This window comes from Mycobacterium sp. SMC-8, from assembly GCF_025263565.1.
In the GTDB taxonomy this organism is placed as follows: domain Bacteria; phylum Actinomycetota; class Actinomycetes; order Mycobacteriales; family Mycobacteriaceae; genus Mycobacterium.
Window position 1 is genome coordinate 4,903,884 of record NZ_CP079865.1, and the last position, 16,535, is coordinate 4,920,418.

Annotated in this window: 16 protein-coding genes and 1 pseudogene; 9 read left to right on the plus strand and 8 right to left on the minus strand. The window is 68.6% G+C overall.

The window, feature by feature from the left end; all coding sequences use genetic code 11:
- The first annotated feature begins 116 nt into the window (after positions 1 to 116).
- The gene (locus KXD97_RS23635) at positions 117 to 410 is read left to right on the plus strand and encodes a Dabb family protein (RefSeq protein WP_260752856.1); all 294 of its coding nucleotides are present in this window, start codon (positions 117 to 119) and stop codon (positions 408 to 410) included.
- A 24-nt stretch (positions 411 to 434) separates the two neighbouring features.
- Here the strand turns inward: KXD97_RS23635 and KXD97_RS23640 are convergent, their stop codons facing one another.
- Positions 435 to 1,178 carry a glutamine amidotransferase gene (locus KXD97_RS23640; RefSeq protein WP_260752857.1) on the minus strand — a complete coding sequence of 248 codons (744 nt, stop codon included), beginning with the start codon at positions 1,176 to 1,178 and terminating at the stop codon, positions 435 to 437.
- Between the two features lie 35 nt (positions 1,179 to 1,213).
- On the opposite strand from KXD97_RS23640, the gene KXD97_RS23645 reads away from it, so the two are divergent.
- Positions 1,214 to 1,990, plus strand: coding sequence for an O-succinylbenzoate-CoA synthase (locus tag KXD97_RS23645; protein WP_260752858.1), 777 nt, complete (start codon positions 1,214 to 1,216; stop codon positions 1,988 to 1,990).
- Between the two features lie 16 nt (positions 1,991 to 2,006).
- Here KXD97_RS23645 and KXD97_RS23650 read toward each other — a convergent pair whose 3' ends face one another.
- Complete coding sequence (locus KXD97_RS23650) at positions 2,007 to 2,747, minus strand: enoyl-CoA hydratase/isomerase family protein (RefSeq protein WP_260752859.1); 741 nt, start codon at positions 2,745 to 2,747, stop codon at positions 2,007 to 2,009.
- Positions 2,748 to 2,749: 2 nt separating this feature from the next.
- Positions 2,750 to 3,849: pseudogene (locus KXD97_RS33390) on the minus strand (aldehyde dehydrogenase family protein).
- Here KXD97_RS33390 and KXD97_RS23665 point away from each other — a divergent pair.
- Positions 3,740 to 4,537 (plus strand): SDR family NAD(P)-dependent oxidoreductase, encoded by a 798-nt coding sequence (locus KXD97_RS23665; protein WP_260752864.1) that lies wholly within the window; start codon positions 3,740 to 3,742, stop codon positions 4,535 to 4,537. The pseudogene KXD97_RS33390 and the gene KXD97_RS23665 overlap by 110 nt on opposite strands.
- A 117-nt stretch (positions 4,538 to 4,654) precedes the next feature.
- Here KXD97_RS23665 and aceA read toward each other — a convergent pair whose 3' ends face one another.
- The 5 genes from aceA to tenA form a co-directional block, all read right to left on the minus strand.
- Positions 4,655 to 6,943, minus strand: coding sequence for an isocitrate lyase ICL2 (gene aceA, locus KXD97_RS23670; RefSeq protein ID WP_260752865.1), 2,289 nt, complete (start codon positions 6,941 to 6,943; stop codon positions 4,655 to 4,657).
- Positions 6,944 to 6,988: 45 nt separating this feature from the next.
- Positions 6,989 to 7,630, minus strand: a complete 642-nt coding sequence (upp, locus tag KXD97_RS23675; protein ID WP_260752866.1) for a uracil phosphoribosyltransferase — start codon at positions 7,628 to 7,630, stop codon at positions 6,989 to 6,991.
- Positions 7,630 to 8,883 carry a URC4/urg3 family protein gene (locus tag KXD97_RS23680; protein WP_260752867.1) on the minus strand — a complete coding sequence of 418 codons (1,254 nt, stop codon included), beginning with the start codon at positions 8,881 to 8,883 and terminating at the stop codon, positions 7,630 to 7,632. Before KXD97_RS23680 ends, upp begins: the two co-directional genes overlap by 1 nt.
- Complete coding sequence (locus KXD97_RS23685) at positions 8,880 to 10,151, minus strand: GTP cyclohydrolase II (protein WP_260752868.1); 1,272 nt, start codon at positions 10,149 to 10,151, stop codon at positions 8,880 to 8,882. Before KXD97_RS23685 ends, KXD97_RS23680 begins: the two co-directional genes overlap by 4 nt.
- A gap of 78 nt (positions 10,152 to 10,229) precedes the next feature.
- Entirely contained in the window at positions 10,230 to 10,928 is a 699-nt protein-coding gene (tenA, locus tag KXD97_RS23690) for a thiaminase II (protein ID WP_260752870.1), read from the minus strand.
- A gap of 88 nt (positions 10,929 to 11,016) precedes the next feature.
- Between tenA and KXD97_RS23695 the strand changes: the two genes are divergently transcribed.
- The 6 genes from KXD97_RS23695 (at position 11,017) to KXD97_RS23720 (ending at position 16,534) form a co-directional block, all read left to right on the plus strand.
- On the plus strand, positions 11,017 to 11,703 hold the full coding sequence (locus KXD97_RS23695) for a DUF899 domain-containing protein (protein WP_260752871.1): 687 nt from the start codon (positions 11,017 to 11,019) through the stop codon (positions 11,701 to 11,703).
- Positions 11,704 to 11,751: 48 nt separating this feature from the next.
- On the plus strand, positions 11,752 to 12,249 hold the full coding sequence (gene tpx, locus KXD97_RS23700; RefSeq protein ID WP_260752872.1) for a thiol peroxidase: 498 nt from the start codon (positions 11,752 to 11,754) through the stop codon (positions 12,247 to 12,249).
- 198 nt (positions 12,250 to 12,447) lie between these two features.
- Entirely contained in the window at positions 12,448 to 13,071 is a 624-nt protein-coding gene (ripD, locus tag KXD97_RS23705) for an NlpC/P60 family peptidoglycan-binding protein RipD (protein WP_260752873.1), read from the plus strand.
- Positions 13,072 to 13,167: 96 nt separating this feature from the next.
- On the plus strand, positions 13,168 to 13,308 hold the full coding sequence (locus KXD97_RS23710; protein ID WP_260752875.1) for a hypothetical protein: 141 nt from the start codon (positions 13,168 to 13,170) through the stop codon (positions 13,306 to 13,308).
- 150 nt (positions 13,309 to 13,458) lie between these two features.
- Positions 13,459 to 14,646 carry a PE-PPE domain-containing protein gene (locus KXD97_RS23715; RefSeq protein ID WP_260752876.1) on the plus strand — a complete coding sequence of 396 codons (1,188 nt, stop codon included), beginning with the start codon at positions 13,459 to 13,461 and terminating at the stop codon, positions 14,644 to 14,646.
- Between the two features lie 73 nt (positions 14,647 to 14,719).
- Positions 14,720 to 16,534, plus strand: coding sequence for a fatty acyl-AMP ligase (locus tag KXD97_RS23720; RefSeq protein ID WP_260752877.1), 1,815 nt, complete (start codon positions 14,720 to 14,722; stop codon positions 16,532 to 16,534).
- The last annotated feature ends 1 nt before the right edge of the window (position 16,535 follow it).

Consider the following 16,535-nt stretch of genomic DNA (forward strand, 5'->3'; position numbering starts at 1 on the left):
CGCGACTTGGCGATGTGAATGCGCCGTAACCGCCTGCAGTACAGCTGGTCTCGGACCGTCACACGCAGCTGCGCAAGAAACTAGGTAGGTGCGTGTGGCCCTGTTAGGGTTCGGCCGTGATCCGAAACGTGGTTCTGGCGAAGTTGACGACCGGCTACGACGCCGCCGAAGTGGAACGCATCCAGAACGGCCTGCGGGCGTTGAACTGCCCCGGCACCGTGCGCTACACCGTGGGCTCCGACGCCGGCCTGCGCGACGGCAACTGGGACTTCGTGATCGTCGCCGACTTCGAGGACGTCGCCGCCTACCGCGGTTACGACGAGGATCCCGCGCACAACGAATTACGGTCGCGGCTGGCGCCTTTCATCGAACAGATCGCCCGCGCGCAATTCGAGATCCCGTCGAGCTGAGACCGGACGGGCCGGCGCAACCCGCTAGCCCGCCCGCCGGTACCGCTGCACGAACCGCCGCAAGACCGTCATCGGGTGCATCACGGACCGTTGCCGCGCATCGTCTTTGAGCGCCTGCGCCGTCTCGGGGGCGAAGTAGCCGTGGTTCTTGTAGACCTCGATGCGGGTGCACAGGCCGTCGACGTCGAGCTCGGGATGGAACTGCGTGGCATAGACGTTGGCCCCGACCCGGAACGCCTGCACGGGGCAGTCCACCGAGCGCGCGAGCCGGACGACATGAGCCGGCAGCCGCGTCGCGGCCTCCTTGTGTCCGCCGAACGCGTCGAAGGTGTGCGGCAATCCGGCGAACAGCGGGTCTCGGTGGCCGTCGTCGGTCAGATGGACGGTCATCCCGCCGACCGGCTCGCTGTAGGACCGGTCGATCACCGCGCCGACCGCCGTGCCGACGGTGCCGATGCCGTAACAGCAGCCCAGGAACGGAAAGTCCGTCGCGATCACCTCGGCGAGCAACGCGGCCAACTCTGCCTCCACCCGGCGCTGCGTCGCAGATTTCGCACCGGGCTCGTCGCTGACGTTGTAGGGCCCGCCGCCGAGGATGATGCCCGACCACCTCGCGAGGTCGACCGCACCGAGTTCCTCGTGGGTCAGCCGGACGCGGCGCAGTCCAGCCTCGTCCAATCCGGAGAACCGCATCATCGCCGCATACTCGTCGTCCGCGGCTTCGTCCTCCCCGCGGATCGACAACAGCAGAAACGCGGCGTCGGCCACGGCGTAAGCGTATCGACGGGCTACGTTGTCGGTCAGTGAGAACCTTCATCGATTTCGACGACGCCCCGGTGTTCGCCGTCCCCACCGCCGCCGGCACGCGGGAGGGAGTGCTGCTCGACGGACCCCAGGGCTGGGGCGAGTTCAGCCCGCCCGCCGGTGCCGACGACGCGCTCGCGGCACGCTGGCTGACCGCGGCCATGGAGCCGAGCACGGTCGGCTGGCCGGACGGCGTTCGGGGCCGGGTGCCGGTCGGTGACGGCGCTGGGCGGGCCGTGGTCGAGGTCGACGACGTCGACGCCGCCCTTTCCCGGATCGCGCGGCACGCCCATGTCGGGCTCGTGGAGCTGGTGTGCCGCGACGCCGCCGACGCCGGCCTGATCCGGCGGCGCGTCGACGTGCGCCTCGCCGTCGATGCGGAGCTGCTGGCGGTGGATCCCACGTGCGCCGACGTCGCGATCCTGCGGTGCGGGGCGCTCGGGGGAGTGCGGCGCGCGCTGCGACGGGCCGAGCGGCTGGGCATGCCGTGCGCGGTGGCTTTCACCGGCGTGACGAGCATCGGGCTGGCCGCCGACCTCGCGCTGGCCGCCGCGCTGCCCGAGGCACCGATGCTCCTCGGACCGGTGCCGCAATGGCTGGCCGATCACGATGTCGTCTCCGTGTCACGCTCCCTCGTGCCGACAGACGGTTTTCTGCCTGCGGCGCCGATGCCGGCAGGGCCGGACCCGCAACGGCTGGCCCGCGTCGCGGTCAGCGACCCGGCCACGCTGGGGCGGTGGCGCACCCTGCTGCACCGCGCCGCCGCGCTGCTATAGCGGTGGCCAGGCCGCGTCAGCCGGCCGAGGTGTGCAACCTACGCAGCGAGCCCAGCACCAGCCGATCGGCGGCCAGTTCGTAGGACTGGCGTTCGGACAACGATTCCACCGAACGCAGCATCGCCCGGATCTCGGTGTGCACTCGCGGCGCAGCCGCCAGCAGCACGTCGACCTTCTCGGCGATCACCGCGTCGAGCGTGTCCACGTCGCCGACCGCCTCGTTGATCAGGCCGATGCTGACAGCCTCCTCACCGCTGACCGGTGCGCCACTGGCGGTCAGCCAGAATGCGGCACGACGGCCCACCATGTGGGGGAGCCAGGCCAGCACCAGAGCCGGCGCCAGGTTGATCCGCACCTCGGGGAAGCTGAAGCGGGCGGCACGGGTCGCGACGGCGACGTCGCACAGCGCCGCCAGGCCCACCCCGAACCCGGCAGCGTCACCGTGGACCCGGGCCACGGTCACCAGGGGTGTCGCCGCCAGCGCGTCGTTGACTGCAATCAGTCGGCGAACCTCGCCCGGGAGATCGTCGGGTGTCGCTGCGGTTCGCTCCCGCCCGAGGCAGAAGCTGTCCCCGGCGGCAGACAGCACCAACACGTGCACCCCGTCAGGTGGCGTGGTGAGGATACCGGCCAAGGCATCGCACATGTCCATCGTCATCAGATTGCCGCCGGGACTGTCCAGACGGACCGTCAGCACGGCGCCGTCCCGCTCGACCTTCAGCCCCTGAACGGTCCAGACATCTTGAGTGACAGTCATTTTCAATTCAGCCTTTCCAACGCTACGCCGCCGTACCAGTCGACGTCGTCCGGGGCGGTCCGCACCGTCACCGCGCGCACATGGGTGAAGTCGTCGAACGACTCGGTACCGCCTTCGCGGCCGTGGCCGCTTTCACGCACACCGCCCCACGGTGAACACGGGTCAAGCCGGTGGTGGTCGTTGACCCATACGATGCCGTGCTCCAACTTCGAGGCGACGCGGTGCGCCCGCGCCACGTCGCGGGTCCAGATCGACGAACCGAGACCGTACGGGGAGTCGTTGGCGATGGCGATGGCATCGGCCTCGTCCTTGAACGGGATCACCACCAGGACGGGGCCGAAGATCTCCTCCCGCGCGACGCGCATCTGGTTGGTGACGTCGGCGAGCACGGTCGGCGCAACGAAGAAGCCGTCGAGACCCGGCACGTCGACGGCCACACCGCCGGTGGCCAGCCTCGCCCCTTCGGAAACGCCGATCTCGACGTAGTTCAGGATGCGCTGGCGGGCACGTTCGGAGATGACCGGGCCAAGCTGGGTCTGCGCTTCACTCGGATCACCGATCCGGATTCGTTCGGCCTGGGCCGCCAGCGCGGCCACGAAATCGTCGTATACGGTTTCCTGCACCAGGATTCGGTTCCTGCGATGCAGGTCTGTCCGGCGCCGACGAAACCGCCGAACGCGGCGCCCCGCGCCGAAACCTCGGTGGGCACGTCATCGAACACCAGGACCGGGGTCTTGCCGCCCAATTCCACCGTCGACTTCGCGAAACGCGACGCGGTGGCCACCGAGATGATCCGGCCGACCTCCGTCCCGCCTGTGAACACGACTTTGTCGACCATCGGATGCTCGGCCAGACCCGCGCCGGCCACCGGCCCCAGACCGGGGATGACGTTCAACACGCCGGGCGGGATCCCCGCCTCCAGCGCAAGCTCGCCGATCAGCAGCGCGGTCAGCGGGGTCTGCTCAGATGGCTTGAGTACCACGCTGTTTCCCGTGGCCAACGCCGGGGCGACGCTCTTGAGCGACGCCGCGGTCGATGCCCTCGTCAGCGGGGCGTCCCTGACCGGTCGGCATGCGTGGGTGACCGGCGCGGGGTCGGGCATCGGCCGCGCCTCGGCGGTGGCGCTGTCGCGACTGGGCGCAACACTGCACCTGGTCGGCCGCACGGCCAAGTCGCTGGACGAAACAGCCGAGCTCGCAACCGAATACGGCGGCGCGGCGAACGTCCACGTCGGCGACGTCACCGACACCTCGTTTGTGAGGTCGGTGATGGCCGGTCACCGCGTCGACGTATTGGTCAACAGCGCCGGACGCAACATCCCCCAGCGCCTGGACGAGATCACCCGGCACACCTATTCGGCGGTGATGGCGGTGAACGTCGAAGCCGCGCTGTTCGTCACGCAGCAGGCCGTCGCGCGCATGCGCGAGCACGGCCAGGGCGGATCGATCGTGTCGATCAGCTCACAGATGGGACATGTCGGAGGACCGCAGCGCACGCTGTACTGCGGCTCGAAGTGGGCTCTCGAGGGCATGACCAAGGCGCTGGCACTGGAACTGGCCGGCGAGCGGATCCGGGTGAACACCGTCGCGCCGACGTTCATCGAGACCGAGTTGACCGCGCGCAGCCTCGCAGAGCCGCAGTTCCGGGACTGGGTGCTCGGCGAGATCCCGCTGCGCCGGCTCGGCACGGTGGACGAGGTCGCGGCGGCGGTGGCCTACCTGGCCAGTCCGGCGTCGTCGCTGACCACCGGTACGTCGTTGCTGGTCGACGGCGGTTGGACCGCGCACTGACCCACCTTCCAGGCTGCAGGACACAGCAGCCACAGGTATCCACCTTTTTCAGACGGCTACTCGCACTTTCCCTGCAGAACGTGGATACCTGTGATTCGCCGGGCCTGGAACCCCCGCTCAGTCCTGCTTGCTGATCAGCCGCAGCAGCGCCTTGCGGTCGGGGGCGAGCAGTTCGTCGATGCGAGCCTGGTTGACGTCGGCGACGATGATCTCGCCGACCTCCTGGTAGACGTCGCTGAAGATGCCGTGCGACTTCATCTTCTCGGTCTGATAGATGTTGTCCTCGGTCGGCGTCACGTAGTAAACGATCTCGGCCTTGAAGCGGTGGATCAGCCACAGATGGATCAGGTCCATCAACCGCTTCTTCCGCATCTGCTCGGCGAACGTGTTCTGGTCTCGGACGGTCAGAATGCTGCGGCCGTGCCGGTCCTTGATCGGGTCGACGACGACGTTGGCCAGCGGATCCTCGCTGTCACCGAGGATCTGCAGGTCCAGCACGTCCGAACCGGCACGCCGCGGCCGTAACTGCACATGCAACCGTTCCGGCAGCTCGTAGTGCTCACTCCACAGTCCCAGCCACTCCTCAAGCAGCTTCTTGGGCACCTCTGTCTGCACCAGATGCTGGTGCTGGGTCGAACCCTTGCCCATCGCCTTGGTGGTCGCCGTCCGTCCCGACGACGCAGCCAGCGCCGCATCGCTGCGCGGCCCGCCGACGAGTGTCTGCGGTGTGCGGTACGGAGATTCGACGAGCCGCATCTTGCGTTGCAGCCGGGCCAGCGCGAGCATGCCCTCCTGGCGCAGCGACGTCGCGAACTCCTCGGAGGCCACGCCGTCGACCTGATGGCCGCCGTAGGTGATGAAGTTGAAGACGAACCCCATCTTGCCGATCTCCTCGGGGAACGCCCGCATCTCCTCGTCGGACATGCCGGTGGTGTCCCAGTTGAACGACGGCGACAGGTTGTAGGCGAGCATCTTGTCGGGGTAGACGGCGTGGATGGCGTCGGCGAACTGCTTGGCGTCGGCCAGATCCGCGGTCTTGGTCTCCATCCACAGGACGTCGGCGAACGGGGCGGCCGCCAACGACTTCGCGATCGCGTACGGGATGCCGCCGCGGACCTGGTAGTAGCCCTCGGGCGTCTTGACCCGCTCGCAGTCCCAGGCCACGTCGGCGCCCAGTTCCTTGGCTTTCTCCCTGGCCGTGTACAGCGGCGCCCGCTCGGCAAAGGCCCGCCATTCGGCCACGCTCATCGCCGAGGGCTCACCTTCGCGTTCCCGGAATTCCAGCAGCTCGGCCACGGCGCCGCCGTAGGTGTTGAGTCCGGCGTCGTCCTGCCACGCGTCGACGAAGCGCGACTCCACCTCGTCGAACACCGCGTCCAGTGACGGCTCGGTGCCGTCCTGCCATCCCGCGGCAGCATCGTCGATGACCGCCAGCAGCCCCTGGCGCTCCAGCCACGCCTCGGCAGTGGCGTACTCACCGTCGGGCAACGCGTAGAGCAGATGGCCGTTGAGCTCGGTGACGCCCTTGTCGTAGAACCTGCGCATCATCGCCAGGTAGCACGACTTGTACGACGGGGTCTTCAGGTTGGTCGCGCCGAGCAGGAACGGCTGGTCGCGTTCGTCGGCGCGACTGTCGATCAGGTTGGCCGCCTCGGCGTCGGTGCGGGCGACGATGATGCCCGGCACTCGCATGACGTCGAGCTGGAACCGCGCGGCATTGAGCCGCTTGATCTGCTCGTCCGACGGCACCAGCACCTTGCCGCCCTGATGTCCGCATTTCTTGGTGCCGGGACGCTGGTCTTCGATGTGGTAGCCCGGAACCCCGGCCTCGACGAAACGCCGGATCAGGTTGCGTACGTGCGGGTCCCCGCCGTGTCCGGTGTCGGCGTCAGCGATGATGAACGGCCGGTAATCGTAGGCCGGTGTCGTCTTCCGCTGTTCCTCGCTCATCTGCAGACGCAGGTACTGCTGGTTGCGGTCCGCGGTCAGCAGTGCCCGCACGATGCCGGCGGCCTCCTCCGGCACCTGGCTGAGCGGATAGCTGGCCAGGTCGGGGCCCGGGTCCTCGGAGATGGAGCCTTTGGCCGAGGTCGCCCAGCCGCCGAGGTAGATGCCCTCGATGCCCATCCGCTTCATCACCACGGCCTGGCCGGGGGAGTAGGGGCCGAACGTGGTGATGCTCCTGCCGTTGGCGAACAGTTCGCGCAGGTGCGGGTAGAACGCGGTCGCCGCCTGACGGGCGGTCGGATAGTCGGCAGGGATCGTGCCGCGCTGTTCGGCGACCTGCCGCGCCGTATAGAGACGGATGATGCCGTCGAATCGCGGGCTGTCGAAGTATCGCTGCGTCTCGGCGACATCGTGCTCGAACGGTGTCTGGGGCTGAAGGTCAGCTTCGATGATGGCCATGACACACCCTACGGCGCAAGACGGCGCGGGTGAACACTACTGGCGTCATTTGGTACCGAAGATCCGGTCGGCGACATCGCCGAGGCCCGGCAGGATGTAGCCATCGGGGTCGAGCTCGCGGTCGACGGCCGCGGTGAAGATCGGCACGTCCGGATGCGCGCCGGCCAGCGCGGCGACGCCCTCCGGGCAGGCGAGCAGGCACATGAACTTGATCGACTTCGGGTGGTACTCGCGAAGCCGCTCGACGGCCGCGATCGCGGAGTTCCCGGTGGCCAGCAGCGGGTCCAGCACGATCACGTCGCGTTCGTGCAGATCGCCCGGCATCTTGAAGTAATACTCCACCGCGACAAGGGTTTTCGGGTCCCGGTAGAGGCCGATGTGGCCGACCCGGGCTGACGGCACCACCTCCAGCATCCCGTCGAGGATTCCGGTGCCCGCGCGCAGCACCGAGACCAGGACCAGTTTCTTCCCGTCGATCACGCTGCCGGTGGTGATCTCCATCGGCGTCTGGACCTCCACCTCGTGCAGTGCGACGTCGCGCAGCACCTCGTAGGCCATCAGCGCCGAAACCTCGTGCGCCAAGCGGCGGAAACTGTTGGTGGACAGATCTTTCCGGCGCATCAGCGTCATCTTGTGCTGCACCAGAGGATGGTCGACGACACGCACCCCGCCCGGACCCGCCGCCATCAGAACACCGTCCCGTCACTGGTCACCGGCAGCGGCGGCAGCCCGCCGCGTAGCCGCTGCGCCGACGCGCGCCCGGCTGCCCATGTCCCACCCTCGAGCACACTTCCCAGCGGCATCCGCTGCGCGTCGACCCCGAGCCGGTCGCGCACCCGCGGCGCGATCTCGTCGAGCAGCGCCACCGTCAGCGCCCGCCACTCGACCACCAGCTCGTCAGCCGGCTCCCAGGTCCGCGCCGACGCCTCGCGGTCTCGCAGCCGCAGCACCCCGTGATCGAGCAGCAGCCCGCCGTTGCGGTACTCCGGCAGTCCGGTCAGGGTGTCCGCGCCGGTCACCGCGACGCCAGCCCACTCGAACGGTTCCAGCAGCGAGTAGGTCAACCATTGCGACAGTTTGTGCAGCGGCAGCCAGCCGGCAGTCGGGCCCGGCCCGCAGACCGCGTCGTGACGCCAGCAGTCACCCACCGGTTCGTCGCCGATCACATTGCCGGACAACCAGATCCGGGACAATGACGACAGCAGGCAGGCCAGGATGTCGTGGGCGTGCACCCCGCCCGCTGCGGCCGGTCTGTCGTACAGCCCGCCGGGGCGGCTCTGTTCGCCGAACACCTCGGGTTGCGCGGCCAGCGCGTCGCCGAGGCGGTGCAACAGCGCGACTCTGCCGGCCAGCCCGACCAGCGGGTTGGCCTGGCTGACCTGGAACGCGGCGGCCAGCCGGTCCTCGGTGACCGAGCGCAGCCCGGTGGCATCGGCCTGCAGCGGCCGCGTCGGATCCCCGGAGAACATGCCGGAGACGAAGGCGTGCCAGCTGGCCACCGCCAGCCCCTCCGACCGGGTGAACTCCGCCCGGGCATCACCGTGCGACTCGGTGTAACTCCATCGGGGGCCCGCGCCGGCGTCGAGCAGCACGCTCACCACGGTCAGGTCGATCATCGCGCGTGCCCGTTCGTCGGCTCCTTCGTCACCGAGGAGCACGAGCAGTTCGGCCCGCCGGTCCACCCCGCCGGCCTCGAAGTGGCGCCACCTGCTGTGCAGCGGAACCCGCAGGTCCGGGAACCGCGCGCGGGTGACGGCGGCGACCTCGGCGGCGGCGCCGTCGAGTGCGACGTCGTCGACGGTGAACCACCGGGAATCCCCCGAACGGGCCCGGGCCAGCAGCTGCGCGGACCGGGTCCGCACCGCATTCGTAGACCGCAGCAGCGCGGCGGCGCCGGCGGGCCGGGCCGGGTCCGGCGGCGCGGTCACCGGGACCGTCATCCGTCGAGCCCCCGGCCCTTGGCCTTGCGCAACTCGTCGGCGTCGGGCACCTGCCCCGGGGTGAAGTAGCCGGCCGCCATCTTCGCGTCGATCTCGACCCGGGCGTCGGCGGGGATGAGCTCGTCCGGAATCGACACCCGCTCACCGACGTCGATGCCCGACCCGGTGATCGCGTCGTACTTCATGTTGCTCATCGACACCAGGCGGTGGATCTTGCGGATCCCGAGCCAGTGCAGGACATCGGGCATCAACTCCTGGAAGCGCATGTCCTGCACGCCGGCCACGCATTCGGTGCGGGCGAAGTACTGATCGGCCGTGTCGCCGCCGGCCTGGCGTTTCCGGGCGTTGTAGACCAGGAACTTGGTCACCTCACCGAGCGCCCGGCCTTCCTTGCGGGAGTAGGCGACCAGGCCCACGCCGCCGCGCTGCGCGCCCAGGATGCACTCCTCGATCGCGTGCGTGAGATACGGCCGACAGGTGCAGATGTCCGAACCGAACACATCCGAGCCGTTGCACTCGTCGTGAACGCGTGCGGTCAACTCGACCGACGGGTCGGCCAGGTCCCGCGGATCACCGAAGATGTAGACCGTCTGCCCGCCGATCGGCGGCAGGAACACGTCGAGATCCGACCGGGTGACCAGTTCCGGGTACATCCCGCCGGTCTCTTCGAAAAGCACTCGGCGCAGGTCGGTTTCGCTGCAGCCGAATCGCTGCGCCACCCCGGGCAAATACCAGACCGGCTCGACCGCGGCCTTCGTGACCTGCGCGGCGCCGGTGCCCAGCAGCACCCGGCCATCGGGGTGCAACCGCCCCTTCAGGAGCGCGTCGTGCACCTCCGGCAGGATCACCTGCGCCTTGGTCACCGCGATCGTCGGGCGGATGTCGACACCCGCGGCGATCTCGCCGGCGAAGACGTCGGCGACCATCGCACCCCACGGGTCGAGGCTCACGATCGCGACGGGATCGGCCCACTGCGGATACGGCCCGATCACGTCCGTCGGCGCGGTGTCGGTCAGATCGGCACGGTGCTCGCGCGAGAGCTTGCCCGCGGCGACCGCCAGTGCCCGGTACACGCCGTAGGCGCCGCTGTGGGTTCCCACGACGTTGCGGTGCCCGCGGCTGGTGGTGGTGCCGACCACGGGGCCGCGCTCGGCGGCGGTGGGAGCGCCCCAGCGCAGCCGCGGCGCATCAGCGCCCGCGCTGTGTGACGTCAGCCTGATGTGGCCGCCCGAAGACTTGGCGGGTGGCGGCGCGGCATCGGCGGACATCGGCCTCCTCGGCGAACGGCACGCTCAACAGGAAGCCGCCAGCTTAATCACTGCGAGCCTGTCACGCCGGTCATCCGCTCAGACCGGCCACTGCTCGCGCCGGTACCCGGCATCGAAAAACATCCACTCGTAGCGCGACGTCGTGACGAAATGCGCACGCGCACATGCCTCCTCGGCGGGAGTGAGCGCCGGGCCCATGTGGTCGGCGAGGGTGAGCACCTCGGTGACCGTGGCGGCGAACTCGTCCCCGCCGTAGCTGTCGATCCAGCGCTGATAGCGGGGATCGGTGGAGCCGCGCTCGAGCAGTTCGGCCCCGACCTCGGCGTAGATCCAGTAACAGGGCAGCACCGCGGCCAGTCCGTCGGCGAAGCTACCGTCGTACACGGTCGCCAGCAGATAGCTGTTGTAGGCCTGCGTGGTCGGGGACACCGGCACGCGGTCGACGCTGTCGGGGGACAGCCCGAGGGCGGGCAGCAGTTCGGCGTGCAGCGCCAGTTCCACGTCGAACACCTCGGCGGCGTGCCGGGCGAACATCGCCGTGTCGGCGAGCGTCGGCGCCTTGCCGCCGACCAGCGCCAGGGCTCGGGCGTAGGTCCGCAGGTAGTGCACGTCCTGGGCAACATAGCCGGCGAACGCGTCCGGGTCCAGGCTGCCGTCGGTCAGACCGGTGACGAACGGGTGAGCCACGATCGCATCGAAGATCGGTGCGATGTCGGTCCACAACCTCGTCGTCCACGAGTCAGGATGGTGGGAACCGATGCGCGGGGCGACGCTCATGGCGGTGTTCCTTTCCAACGATGAGTTCTGCGCAGCCGCTGAGTCGATATGGGTGTCATACCGACCGATCTGCCGGAGGCCGACTGTAATGACCGACACCCACGCCCTGCCGCCCGTGGTCGACGCCCAGACGTGGCGGGCGGCCCTCGACGAGCTCCGCAAGCGCGAGAAGGCCGCCACCCGCGAGCTCGACGCGATTGCCGCCCAACGCCGGCGCCTGCCGATGGTGCAGCTGCCGGACTACACCCTGACCGGTGCCGACGGCCCCGTCCGGCTGGTCGACATCTTCGAGGGTCGCGCGCAGCTAATCGTCTACAACCACATGTGGTCCGACGGAGCGGAATGGCAGTGCGGCGGCTGCACCGGATACACCTCGCAGTTCACCCGGCTGGACTTCCTGGCCAACTACGACGCGAAATTCGTGATCGTGACATCCGGGCCGATCGAGGAGGCCCTGGCCTATCGGACGAAGGTCGGCAACACGATGGAGTGGTACTCGTCGGCGCACAGCCCGTTCGCCACCGATGTCGACGCCGCGCCGAACACCGGATTCGCGGTCAACGTGTTCCTGCGGCACGGCGACACCGTGTACCGCACCTGGCACACCAACGGCCGGGGCACCGAGCAGCTGAGCTACACGTTTCCGCTGATCGACGTGCTGCCGTGGGGACGACAGGAAGAGTGGCAGGATTCGCCCGAGGGCTGGCCGCAGCGCCCCACCTATTCGGGCTGGCTGGATTCTCCTGACGTCGCCCGCCTCTACGGTCACCGCTGAACCAACCCCGTCGCGACCGACCGCGTCAAGCTTGGCAGACTGTGCGGCATGGCACAGATAACTTTGCGTGGAAACCCGATCAACACCGTCGGCGACCTGCCCGCCGTCGGATCTGCGGCACCCGGCTTCACCCTCACCGGAACGGATCTCGGCACCGTCGAGGCCGGTCAGTTCAGCGGCAAACCCCTGCTGCTCAACATCTTCCCGTCGGTCGACACCCCGGTCTGCGCCGCCAGTGTGCGCAAGTTCAACGAGAGCGCGGCCGGCGAGGGTGTGACGGTGCTGTGCGTCTCGAAGGATCTGCCGTTCGCGCAGAAGCGGTTCTGCGGCGCGGAGGGCATCGAGAACGTCACGACCGCCTCGGCGTTCCGCGACAGCTTCGGTGACGACTTCGGCATCACGATCGCAGATGGACCGATGGCCGGACTGCTGGCCCGCGCCGTGGTGGTGGTCGGAGCCGACGGCAACGTCGCCTACACCGAACTGGTGCCCGAGATCGGCCAGGAGCCGGATTACGACGCCGCACTCGCGGCGCTGCGGTACTAAAGACGCGCGCCACACCATAGAGGGCGACGCGCCGGGATAGGTCACCGTTCGGTTCCAGTCCCGCATCTCCTTGATCGACCGTCCTGCGACGACATCAAAACACCATGTCATGTGGTGTAGAAGTGGTTGTAGTGACTGTTGTTAATCGATGAGACCAGCGCCCGCGACGGCGCTGGCAGCGGAAAGCGGTGGACTGCAATGCGACGCGTCTTCATCTTCATGATCGGTATCGCTCTGGTACTGGCGACACCGGGCCTCGCGTCGGCACAGCCCGCGCGATCGGCGACCAACCAGAAAGCGGTCGAGGTCGTGATCGCGCGGGCTCTGTCCCAGCGCGGCGTGCCGTTCGCCTACGGCGGTGGCGGCGCGTCCGGCCCCGGCAAGGGCACGGTGGCGGCGCCCCTGCCGGAGTCGGCCACACCCGCTGCCCCGGACCAGGCCGAGATCGACGCGCAGTCCCTGGACCTGACCCCCGGACTGAACCTGCCGAGCGTCACTCCCAACTTGGCCGTCCCCGCTCCGGCGCCGGCCCCCCGCATCGAGGTGGTCGGGTTCGATGCCTCCGGCCTGATGGTCTATGCCTACGCCGGCGTCGGGGTGAAGCTGCCGCGGTCCTCCGGCGAGATGTACAAGGTGGGCCAGAAAGTCCTTCCCGCACAAGCACTGCCGGGCGACCTGATCTTCTACGGACCCGAGGGGACGCAGAGCGTGGCCCTGTTCGTCGGCAACGGTCAGATGGTCGAGACCACCGATTCCGGGGTCGCCGTCTCGCCGGTGCGCACCAACGGCATGACTCCCTACCTGGTGCGCATCATCGCGTAGAACCGCAGCGCGCGACGGCTCATCGCCCTAAGGGGCGACGGCTCCCGGCACCCGGTAGGCGAACGATCGCCAATCGGTGCCTGGCTGTTCTTCAACATGGCCGTTTCGACCACACTGCGCTACATCGAGTCCGACGACCCGATCAGCCTCGAAGAGCTCCGCGCCGGCCTGAAGTTCGCGTCAGCCGGTCTGCTGGTGGGCGATCCAGGTGCAGCAAACACATTTCCGGCGGGTTAACCCCCCGGTACATATTGGTGACGGTGTTCGCTGACAGCGTCTCGCGCGTCCCGCGGACCTGTTGTGGGATCGACCCCTGTCGATTAGGGTCGTCTCGCCTGACTACCTTTGTTCCGTTCTGGTAGCCCACTCCATACGAAGGAACCACACGTGCGCGGAATCATCGCCGCGGCCGGTGTTGCATCGGTTGCTGCATTGGCCGGCTCCTGCCCACCGCCGTATGCGCTCGCAGCAAACGTACTGACGGTGACGGGATACACCGCGGCCGGGACGCTCGAGTGGGACATGAGCAAGGTTTTCCAGGGCGGCTACTGCGACGCCGACTCGGGAAACACCTGCACCCCGGTCCCGTACCTGTCCGGGCTGCCGCTGGTCGGAGAGTACGACGGGTTGCGGGCGCTGCGATCGGCGATCAGATCATCGACGGGCGAGACGATCGTGATGGGGTACTCCCAAGGGGCGCTGATCGCCGCGGACTGGATCGAGCAGCACAGGGGCAGGGCGGGCAGCCCGTCGCCGGAGAACCTGTCCTTCGTTCTCCTTGGGAATGCGCTGCGCAAATACGGCGGGGTCCGCCCGATCTACGACATCGATCCGCCGACGCCGCACAGCGATTACCACGTCACCGACATTGCGCTCGAATACGACGGCGCGGCCGACTTCCCGGACAATCCGTTCAACCTGCTGGCGCTCGCCAACGCGTTCGCGGGCTTCCAGTACGTCCACATCTACGGATACGACGACGTCGATCTGGACGTTGCCGACAAGCTCGTCTGGATCGACGGCAACACCACTTATGTGCTGATCCGCAGCCAGAACCTTCCCTTGCTGGAGCCGTTGCGCCGGCTGGGCCTCGACGACCTGGCCGACAGACTCAACGGGCCGCTCAAGGAGATCGTCGACTCCGCCTACGACCGGGACTATCCCGGTCTGGTCGACCCAGAAACCGTTGCACTGCACAGCATTCCGGATACCTCGGGCGGTGACGCCGAGGTCGAGATCGCCGACACGAGCGGCACCAACCCCGCGCCGACCGCCCGGTGGGTGCCGGAATCCGACGCCGCACTCCACGACTCCGTCGACCACAAGGACGAGAACCTCTTGCAGACAGTCGAAGTCGACGACCGAGGGCAGGACGGGGATGAGGAGCCAACCGACGCGACCGTCGAGGAGAACACACCCGAGGAACCGTCCGGCGCTACCGAACCTGCCGACGCCGACGAACCCTCCGAAGCCGAGGACGCTCCTGAGCCCGGATCCGGCCACGCGTTTCAGGGCGCCGCAACCGAACCGAACGGCTCGCCCAGCTCGGACCAGCCGGACAGCTCGGAGCAGTAGCTTTCTTTACTTCACAAGTCCTGCTGCACAAGGAGATTCCGGCGGGGTCCGCCACCCTGCCTAGACTGCAGACATGCACCGCGACACGACGCGAGAGGCCGTCCCAGAGGGGCTGCTGCGGATCGAGGACTGTCTCGACGACGCCGGCGAGATCGTGTTGCCGCCCGGAGTCACCCTGATCTCGCTGATCGAGCGCAATATCGCCCACGTCGGAGACACCGTGGCCTACCGGTTCCTGGACTATTCGGGCGGGGACGACGCACACACCGTCGAGATGACCTGGAAGCAGCTCGGTGTCCGGATGCAGGCGATCGGCGCGCACCTGCAGCAAGTGGCCGGCCGGGGCGACCGGGTGGCGATTCTTGCGCCGCAGGGGCTGGAGTACGTGGCGGGTTTCTTCGCCGCGGTGAAGGCGGGGACCATCGCCGTGCCGCTGTTCGCACCCGAATTGCCCGGGCACGCCGAGCGCCTCGATGTCGCGCTCCGTGACTCGCGCCCGGCCGCCGTGTTGACGACGGCTGCCGCGCGCGGACCCGTCGAGGACTTCCTGGCGGCGATGGGCGATGCCGAGCGGCCCGCGGTCGTCGTGATCGACGACGTCGCCGACTCCGCTGCCCGCGATTTCGCCCCGGTGATCATCGACGTCGACGACGTGTCACACCTGCAGTACACCGGCGGCGCGACGCGCCCACCTGTCGGTGTGGAGATCACTCACCGCGCCGTGGGCACCAACCTGCTGCAGATGATCCTGTCGATCGACCTCCTGGACCGGAACACCCACGGCGTCAGCTGGTTACCGCTCTACCACGACATGGGGCTGTCCATGATCGGCTTTCCCGCGGTGTACGGCGGGCACTCCACGCTGATGTCGCCGACGGCGTTCATCCGCCGGCCGCTCCGGTGGATCGAGGCGTTGTCGGCCGCCGCGCGCAGCGGACGGGTGGTGACGGCGGCCCCGAACTTCGCCTACGAGTGGGCCGCCCGGCGCGGAGTGCCCGACCCCGACGCCGGTGTCGATCTTCGCGACGTCGTGCTGATCGTCGGCTCCGAGCCGGTCAGCATCGACGCGATCAACGCCTTCAACGCCGCCTTCGCACTGTTCGGCCTACCCGGCACCGCCTTCAAACCGTCCTACGGCCTGGCCGAGGCAACCCTGTTCGTCTCTACGATCGCGCCGGATGCGGAAGTCACCGTCCGATATGTCGACCGGCAGCAGCTGATCGAGGGCCGCGCGATGCCGGTACGACCGGACCACGAGCGGGCCGTCGCCCAGGTGTCCTGCGGTCAGGTTGCGCGTAGCCAGCGGTGCGTGATCGTCGACGGCGACGGCATTGAACGCCCCGACGGCGTGGTCGGGGAGATCTGGCTGCACGGTGACAACGTCGGCCGCGGCTATTGGGGTCTGCCCCAGCAGACTGCAGCCACGTTCGGGGCGCGGCTGGCCGGCACGCAGCCCGACGGTAGCCACGCCCTCGGCGTCGGCGTCGATGAGAACTGGCTGCGCACCGGCGATCTCGGGTTCTATCTGGACGGCGAGCTGTACGTGAGCGGGCGGATCGCCGATCAGCTCTTCGTGGACGGGCTCAGTCACTATCCGCAACACATCGAGGCCACCGCGGCCGATGCCTCGCCGGTGGTGCGGCGCGGGTATGTCACGGCGTTCACCGTCGACGGGGACGTGGTCGTCGTCGCCGAACGCGCGGCGGGCACCGCGCATGTGGACACCGCACAGGCCGTCGAGGCGGTGCGATCGGCGGTGCGGCGCCGGCACGGGCTCCCCGTCGCCGACGTGCGGGTGGTGCCGGCGGGCGCGATCCCGCGCACCACCAGCGGCAAGCTCGCCCGGCGGGCATGCCGCGCCGAGTATCTCGGCGGCGGCTTCGGCTGAC

Bases quoted from the DNA above. Each gene is read 5' to 3' on its own strand.
- KXD97_RS23650 (WP_260752859.1), bottom strand. From the start codon at position 2,747: ATGACTGTCACTCAAGATGTCTGGACCGTTCAGGGGCTGAAGGTCGAG.
- aceA (WP_260752865.1), bottom strand. From the start codon at position 6,943: ATGGCCATCATCGAAGCTGACCTTCAGCCCCAGACACCGTTCGAGCAC.
- upp (WP_260752866.1), bottom strand. From the start codon at position 7,630: ATGGCGGCGGGTCCGGGCGGGGTGCGTGTCGTCGACCATCCTCTGGTG.
- KXD97_RS23680 (WP_260752867.1), bottom strand. From the start codon at position 8,883: ATGACGGTCCCGGTGACCGCGCCGCCGGACCCGGCCCGGCCCGCCGGC.
- KXD97_RS23685 (WP_260752868.1), bottom strand. From the start codon at position 10,151: ATGTCCGCCGATGCCGCGCCGCCACCCGCCAAGTCTTCGGGCGGCCAC.
- tenA (WP_260752870.1), bottom strand. From the start codon at position 10,928: ATGAGCGTCGCCCCGCGCATCGGTTCCCACCATCCTGACTCGTGGACG.
- KXD97_RS23695 (WP_260752871.1), top strand. From the start codon at position 11,017: ATGACCGACACCCACGCCCTGCCGCCCGTGGTCGACGCCCAGACGTGG.
- tpx (WP_260752872.1), top strand. From the start codon at position 11,752: ATGGCACAGATAACTTTGCGTGGAAACCCGATCAACACCGTCGGCGAC.
- ripD (WP_260752873.1), top strand. From the start codon at position 12,448: ATGCGACGCGTCTTCATCTTCATGATCGGTATCGCTCTGGTACTGGCG.
- KXD97_RS23710 (WP_260752875.1), top strand. From the start codon at position 13,168: ATGGCCGTTTCGACCACACTGCGCTACATCGAGTCCGACGACCCGATC.
- KXD97_RS23720 (WP_260752877.1), top strand. From the start codon at position 14,720: ATGCACCGCGACACGACGCGAGAGGCCGTCCCAGAGGGGCTGCTGCGG.